Genomic DNA, 6,463 nt, shown 5'->3' with positions numbered 1-6,463 from the left:
GAGGCGGGGTCTAAAGAAGTCGGAGACTTTGCTATCTGGCAAAATCTCCGACTCTTTCGACTCCGGAGGGGCGAGCAGCCTCGCCGTGGAGTCGCATCCTTCTACGAAGAAAGCGACCAATAACCACTTATTAGTCGCCTTCTTTCTTGTTCAATATTCTTTATTAAAAAATTTCAATTATTAAATATTTGCCTAAATTTGTGCCCGCAAACTGAAAATCATTTATTTATAATAAATCATGGCAACTTCAAAGTTCAACGTTAAGCTCTGTGTGCTCCTGCCAATCGTGCTCTTCGTCACGATCTTCATCATGGCAGTGCCTACAAGCTTCTTCGGCATTGATGGACTTACCGTCCTTCAGCAGCGCACCATCGCGCTCTTCGTTTTCGCCGCACTCATGTGGATCTTCGAGATCATTCCTAGCTGGACCACATCAGTCGCAGTGATTGTCCTTTCACTTCTCACGCTTTCCAACAAGGGACTCGGCTTCCTCATGGTAGATGCAAGCGGTGCACCTCTCGAGGGAACTATGGCATACACCAAGCTCATGTCTGCTTTTGCGGATCCTGTAGTCATGCTCTTCCTCGGCGGATTTGCCCTCGCTATCATGGCGCAGAAATATGGTCTTGACGTGACTCTCGCAAAGGCACTCCTCAAGCCATTCGGAACCAACCCTAAGATGGTTCTTCTCGGCTTCCTCTCAGTGATCGCAATCTTCTCGATGTTCATGAGCAACACTGCTACCGCAGCCATGATGCTCGCGTTCCTCGCTCCAGTGCTTGCTACCTTCCCTGAGGGTGACAAGGGTAAGATCGCACTTGCGCTCTCTATCCCTGTATCAGCAAACATCGGCGGTATCGGTACCACCATCGGTACCCCTCCTAACGGAACTGCAGTGTCAAACCTCGAGACCGTCGGTATGGGCATCTCATTCGGTGAGTGGGCAATCCACATGATTCCATTCGTAGTGATCATGATCCTCGTCGCATGGGTAGTACTTCAGGTTATGTTCCCATTCTCAACCAAGAAGCTTGAGGTCAAGATTCCTGACAATGACAAGCCAACCACCTGGAGGACTTATCTCGTATGGGCTACCTTCGCAGTGACCATCCTTCTCTGGGCTACTGAGAGCCTTACCAAGATCAGCTCTAACGTCGTAGCTCTCATTCCTCTCGCAGTCTTTGTCTGCACCGGAACCTTCGACAAGGAAGATATCAAGCAGATCGACTGGAGCGTTCTCTGGCTCGTTGCCGGAGGTTTCGCACTCGGTTATGCAATGCTTGACATCAGCAAGGGCGGTACCGGTCTCGGCGCAACTCTCGTGAACGCTATCCCATTCGGTGAGATGTCAATCGTTCTCGTATTCGTAGTCGCAGGCCTCGTTTGCTACCTCCTTTCAAACTTCATCAGCAACTCCGCAACTGCAGCTCTCCTTATCCCTATCCTTCTCTACGTTTCACAGGGTCTCGGCAGCAATCCTGCATTTGCAAGCTTCGGTGGCACCAAGGCTATGGTTTGCTTCGTAGCAACCTGCGCATCTCTCGCGATGCTCATGCCTATTTCTACCCCTCCAAACGCAATTGCATTCTCTACCGGTCTTATCAATACCAAGGATATGCTTAAGGTGGGTGCCGTTATCGGTGTGATCGGTCTCGTGTTCGCCTTCTTCTGGCTTACCAAGATCTTCCCATTCGCAGCCTAATCGAATCTTATCATAAAGCAGGGCGTGGCTATTATGCCATACCCTGCTGAATTTTTTTATATGCACATGAAAAAAGTACTTTGCTTAACCCTCGCCGCTGCAATGTTCGCTTCAGCGGCGACTGCCGAGGCTGCGAACAAGAAGGAACTTAAGGAGAACCTTGAGAGCCACATCGCAATCCATGGCTTCATCAGGAACTATTTCGCTTTTGATACCCGTGAGAGCGTAGCCGGTACAGGCGACCTCTTCTATTGGGTTCCTAAGGATGAGAATATCGTTGACGGTGTTGACTTCAACGCTCAGCCACAGTTCCGCTTCCTTTCTCTTACCTCACGCCTTTGGGTAGATGTGAACGGCTATCAGATCGAGAACACCAAGATCGGTGCAAGGATCGAGGCAGATTTCTATGCTGGTCTCACCGGTGTCACCGGTACCGCGCAGTTCCGTCTCCGTCAGGCTTATGTGACTCTCGGATGGGAGCAGGAGAATGCTACCGAGACCCTTAAGATCGGACAGGCTTGGCATCCTATGGCTGCCGACATGCCAGACGTATTCTCTCTCAACACAGGTGCTCCATTCGGTCCATTCAGCCGTACCCCAGTGGCTCAGCTCGACGCGAACTTCGGTAAGACCTTCGGCCTCACCGCGGCAGCTATCTGGCAGCAGCAGTATCCTTCTGCAGGTCCTGACGGCGCTTCTGCAAACTACATCAAGTACTCTTGCGTTCCTGAGTTCTACCTCGGCCTCAATGTGACCGCTGGTCCATTCCTCGGAAGGGCCGGTCTCGATGTCCTCAGCATCAAGCCTAGGAACAGGGGTGTCAACGCGGAGCTTCAGTCAGTCAAGGTGAAGGATCGCATCACTACCGTGAATCCTTTCATCTACGCGCAGGTTAAGACCAACATCGGTAAGGTTCCTTTCTCAGCTAAGGTAAAGACTACCTTCGCTCAGGATGGCTCACACCTCAGCCTCAACGGCGGATACGGCGTGTCTTCAGTTAGCACCGATGGTTCTTATGGCTATACTCCTACCCGCAACTCTTCTACCTGGGTGAGCCTCTCACTCGGAAGCAAGTTCCAGGGCGTGCTCTTCGCCGGCTATGCGAAGAACTTCGGTACCAAGGATGATCTCATGACAATCGACAACCTCTACTTCAGCAAGAACAGCTTCAAGAACATGAACCAGATGTGGAGACTTACTCCTACCTTCATGTACAATCTTGGCAAGTTCACCCTCGGTCTCGAGTATGAGATCACCTCTATCCAGTACGGTAAGTGGGGCAACGATTGGAAGAAGGGCCTCGCAACAGAGGATCTCCATTGGGTGACCAACAACCGTCTCCAGGCTATGGTAAGGTTCAACTTCTAAGAATCAAGCAGATAGATATGGAAGGCACCGGCGTTTTCGTCGGTGCTTTTTTTATGTTTTTTTATGATATTTTAGTAATTTTGCGCCGATTTTTCTAGAAAGACAATGGATATAAGGAACATCGCGATCATCGCGCATGTCGACCACGGCAAGACTACTCTGGTCGACAGGATGATATACCAGGCAAAGCTGGTGAGAGACCAGGAAAAGCTCGGAGAACTCATCCTTGACAACAATGACCTCGAAAGGGAAAGAGGTATCACAATTCTCGCTAAGAACGTATCAGTAAACTATAAGGGTGTCAAGATCAACATCATCGACACTCCGGGCCATAGCGACTTCGGCGGCGAGGTAGAACGCGTCCTCAATATGGCGGACGGCGTACTCCTCCTCGTGGACGCTTTCGAAGGCTGTATGCCTCAGACCCGTTTCGTGCTTGAAAAGGCTATCTCGATGGGCAAGAAGCCTATCGTGGTGATCAATAAGGTGGACAAGCAGAACTGCCGTCCTGACGAGGTTCAGGAGGAGGTTTTCGACCTTATGATCAGCCTCGGCGCAACTGAAGAGCAGCTTGACTTCGTCACCATCTACGGCAGTGCAAAGCAGGGCTGGATGTCACCCGACTGGAAGAACCCTACCACCGACATTTCGGCGCTTCTCGATGCTATCGTGGACGTGATTCCGGCACCTGAGGTAGTGGAGGGAACTCCTCAGCTTCTCATCTCTTCTCTCGAGTATTCTCCATACGTGGGCCGTATCGCAGTCGGCCGCCTCACCAGGGGTACCCTTACCACCGGTCAGCAGATTACGCTCTGCAAGAGGTATGACATCAAGGAGAAGCAGAGAATCAAGGACCTCATGATCTTCACTGGTCTCGGAAAGGCCAAGGTAGAGGAGGTTCAGTGCGGCGATATCTGTGCAGTCGTCGGTCTCGAGGGCTTCGAGATTGGTGACACCGTCGCTGATTTCGAGAATCCGGAGGCACTGCCTCCAATCTCTGTGGATGAGCCTACCATGAGCATGCTCTTCTGCATCAACAACTCTCCTTTCTTCGGCAGGGAGGGTAAGTTCGTGACCTCACGCCACCTCAAGGACCGTCTTGACAAGGAGCTCGAGAAGAACCTCGCACTTCGCGTCAAGCCAGGCGTCAACGCCGATTCATTCGTCGTGTTCGGCCGTGGTGTCCTCCATCTTTCTGTCCTCATCGAAACCATGCGTCGCGAGGGCTTCGAGCTTCAGGTAGGACAGCCTAAGGTGCTCGACAAGACCATCAACGGAGAGCGTTGCGAGCCTATCGAGAACCTCACCATCGACGTACCAGAAGAGTACGTAGGCAAGGCAATCGAGCTCACTACCCGCCGTAAGGGTGCGCTCGTACAGATGGAACCACGTGGTGACCGTACCCATCTCGAGTTCGACATACCTTCACGTGGTATCATCGGACTCCGCAGCAACCTCCTTACCGCGACTGCGGGCGAGGCGGTAGTTGCTCACCGCTACAAGGGCTATGAGCCTTACAAGGGCGACATCGAGAGCAGGACCAACGGCTCCCTCGTATCTCTCGAAACCGGCCTTTCAGTGGCATATTCGATGGACAAGCTCCAGGATCGCGGACGCTTCTTCATCGACCCGGGTGAGGACATCTATGAGGGTCAGGTAGTGGGTGAGCATACCCGCGAGCGTGACCTCAACATCAATATCTGTAAGACCAAGAAGCTCACCAACATGCGAGCTTCAGGAAGTGACGACAAGGTCATGCTTCCTCCTCCTATCCGTTTCTCTCTCGAGGAGGCTCTCGAGTACATCCAGGAGGACGAGCTTGTCGAGGTAACTCCGAAGTCTATGCGACTCAGGAAGATTATTCTCGATCCGCTTGAAAGGAAGAGAAAAAGTGGTGATGTTGATTGATTTTTTGGAATAATTGATTAACTTTGCGGGCTCAAATCCCTATGCAGTGTAATGGGCGAAAGTTACAAGATACCGCTAAATGATTTGAAATCAGGCGTTCTGACCAGAAGTTGGGACGTCTCTAAAGAGTTCTTTGAGGAGTTTGAGAACGAGGAGGTGAGCTCAGCTGATCTCCGTGTCGAAGTCAAGGCACAGAAGACCGGAGCCAGCGTGGTGATCGATGTCGACATCGAGGGCGGCCTTACCGTACCATGTGACAGATGTCTTGAGGACGTCGTCATGCCTATAGACACCGCAGCGTGTCTGAAGCTCAGGTTCGGAGAGGGCAGCGCAGACGTCGATGAAGAGGATGGCCGCGAGCTTGTCTGGATTCCGGAGGGAGAATCTGAATTCGACCTGTCCCAGACAATATACGACTATGCCTTGCTTGACATGCCGATACGCAAGTGCCATGAGGATGGCCAGTGCAATCCTGAGGCAATGAAGCATATAACCGATGATCCAGGCAGGGAGGATACTCCAGAGAAACCTTCCGAGACCAACCCGTTCGCTGCTCTTAAGGGCTTGTTTGATGAATAATATTTTAAAAAGATACAACAATGGCACATCCAAAACACAAAGTCTCTAAGCAGAGACGTGACAAGAGAAGAACCCACGATGCGCTCGTAGCACCTACCCTCGCTACTTGCTCAAACTGCGGTGCAACTGTGATCTTCCATCATGTATGCCCTGAGTGCGGCTACTACAGAGGTCGTCAGATTATCGAGAAGAAGGCTGAGTAATCCGGATTCTCTGATTACGGTCCCTTAGTTCAACGGATAGAATGGAGGTTTCCTAAACCTTAGATACAGGTTCGATTCCTGTAGGGACTACAAAAGAGCTTGAAACGTAAAGTTTCAGGCTCTTTTTGTTTGCTTCACTCCCGCCATTTACAGGGTTTATTTGTTATATTTGTAAATTACATGAATTGGTGTTTCTATGAATAGGAAATTGATCATACTTGCCGTTTCGGCGATACTCGTCTGCGTAGCTGTTGCTGCTGGACTCGTGGCCTTGCTCTATGCAGGTACGGGCAAGAAGGGCAGCAGTGAAATCGTGAACCAGCAGGGCTACGAACTCCTCTCGTCAGTCCCTACCGACGCAATCGCCGTGTTGCTTCAGGAGAACCTGCAGTCTACCCTTGACCTCTATTGCGAGGAGGGTAATCTTGCATGGGCGCCTGTCGCTTCTGCTGCTACGCCAGATTTCCGCAAGTTTCTCGGAGAACTCTCCAGCCTCTCATCTGAAAGGAAGATTCAGTCGCTCAAGGGGTCTTCTGCTGTGGTCTCTTTCCATTATGTCGGAGAACTTCTCCCGTTGCTCGTCCTCAAGGACCCGAAAGGTTCTGCTGACAAGAGTGATGACGCTTCACGCGTGCTTGATCTGGCTGATACTCTTGGCCTCTATTCATGCTGGGCTGATTCGAGGATTCTGGTCTCTACCAGC

The 6,463-nt window shown here is 51.3% G+C and carries 6 protein-coding genes and 1 tRNA gene; all 7 read left to right on the top strand.

The window, feature by feature from the left end; all coding sequences use genetic code 11:
* Nucleotides 1–238 precede the first annotated feature (238 nt).
* Complete coding sequence (locus tag AC06ND_RS06835; RefSeq protein ID WP_475678246.1) at nucleotides 239–1,702, top strand: SLC13 family permease; 1,464 nt, start codon at nucleotides 239–241, stop codon at nucleotides 1,700–1,702.
* A 66-nt stretch (nucleotides 1,703–1,768) separates the two neighbouring features.
* The gene (locus tag AC06ND_RS06830; protein WP_475678245.1) at nucleotides 1,769–3,070 is read left to right on the top strand and encodes a hypothetical protein; all 1,302 of its coding nucleotides are present in this window, start codon (nucleotides 1,769–1,771) and stop codon (nucleotides 3,068–3,070) included.
* Nucleotides 3,071–3,175: 105 nt separating this feature from the next.
* Nucleotides 3,176–4,978, top strand: coding sequence for a translational GTPase TypA (gene typA, locus AC06ND_RS06825; RefSeq protein WP_475678244.1), 1,803 nt, complete (start codon nucleotides 3,176–3,178; stop codon nucleotides 4,976–4,978).
* An 84-nt stretch (nucleotides 4,979–5,062) separates the two neighbouring features.
* Entirely contained in the window at nucleotides 5,063–5,557 is a 495-nt protein-coding gene (locus tag AC06ND_RS06820) for a YceD family protein (RefSeq protein ID WP_475678243.1), read from the top strand.
* A gap of 20 nt (nucleotides 5,558–5,577) precedes the next feature.
* On the top strand, nucleotides 5,578–5,760 hold the full coding sequence (gene rpmF / locus AC06ND_RS06815) for a 50S ribosomal protein L32 (RefSeq protein ID WP_475678242.1): 183 nt from the start codon (nucleotides 5,578–5,580) through the stop codon (nucleotides 5,758–5,760).
* A gap of 18 nt (nucleotides 5,761–5,778) precedes the next feature.
* Nucleotides 5,779–5,850 (top strand) — tRNA-Arg (locus tag AC06ND_RS06810).
* A gap of 106 nt (nucleotides 5,851–5,956) precedes the next feature.
* The coding region (locus AC06ND_RS06805; RefSeq protein ID WP_475678241.1) for a hypothetical protein at nucleotides 5,957–6,463 on the top strand (507 nt) is incomplete at its 3' end.

This window comes from Candidatus Cryptobacteroides sp., from assembly GCF_056207615.1.
Note: the sequence above shows the minus strand (reverse complement) of the source record. Positions and strands in the feature narration are given on the sequence as shown.

What these genes read in the sequence shown, in the direction of transcription:
- AC06ND_RS06835 (WP_475678246.1), top strand. Translation starts at nt 239, where the DNA reads ATGGCAACTTCAAAGTTCAACGTTAAGCTCTGTGTGCTCCTGCCAATC.
- AC06ND_RS06830 (WP_475678245.1), top strand. Translation starts at nt 1,769, where the DNA reads ATGAAAAAAGTACTTTGCTTAACCCTCGCCGCTGCAATGTTCGCTTCA.
- typA (WP_475678244.1), top strand. Translation starts at nt 3,176, where the DNA reads ATGGATATAAGGAACATCGCGATCATCGCGCATGTCGACCACGGCAAG.
- rpmF (WP_475678242.1), top strand. Translation starts at nt 5,578, where the DNA reads ATGGCACATCCAAAACACAAAGTCTCTAAGCAGAGACGTGACAAGAGA.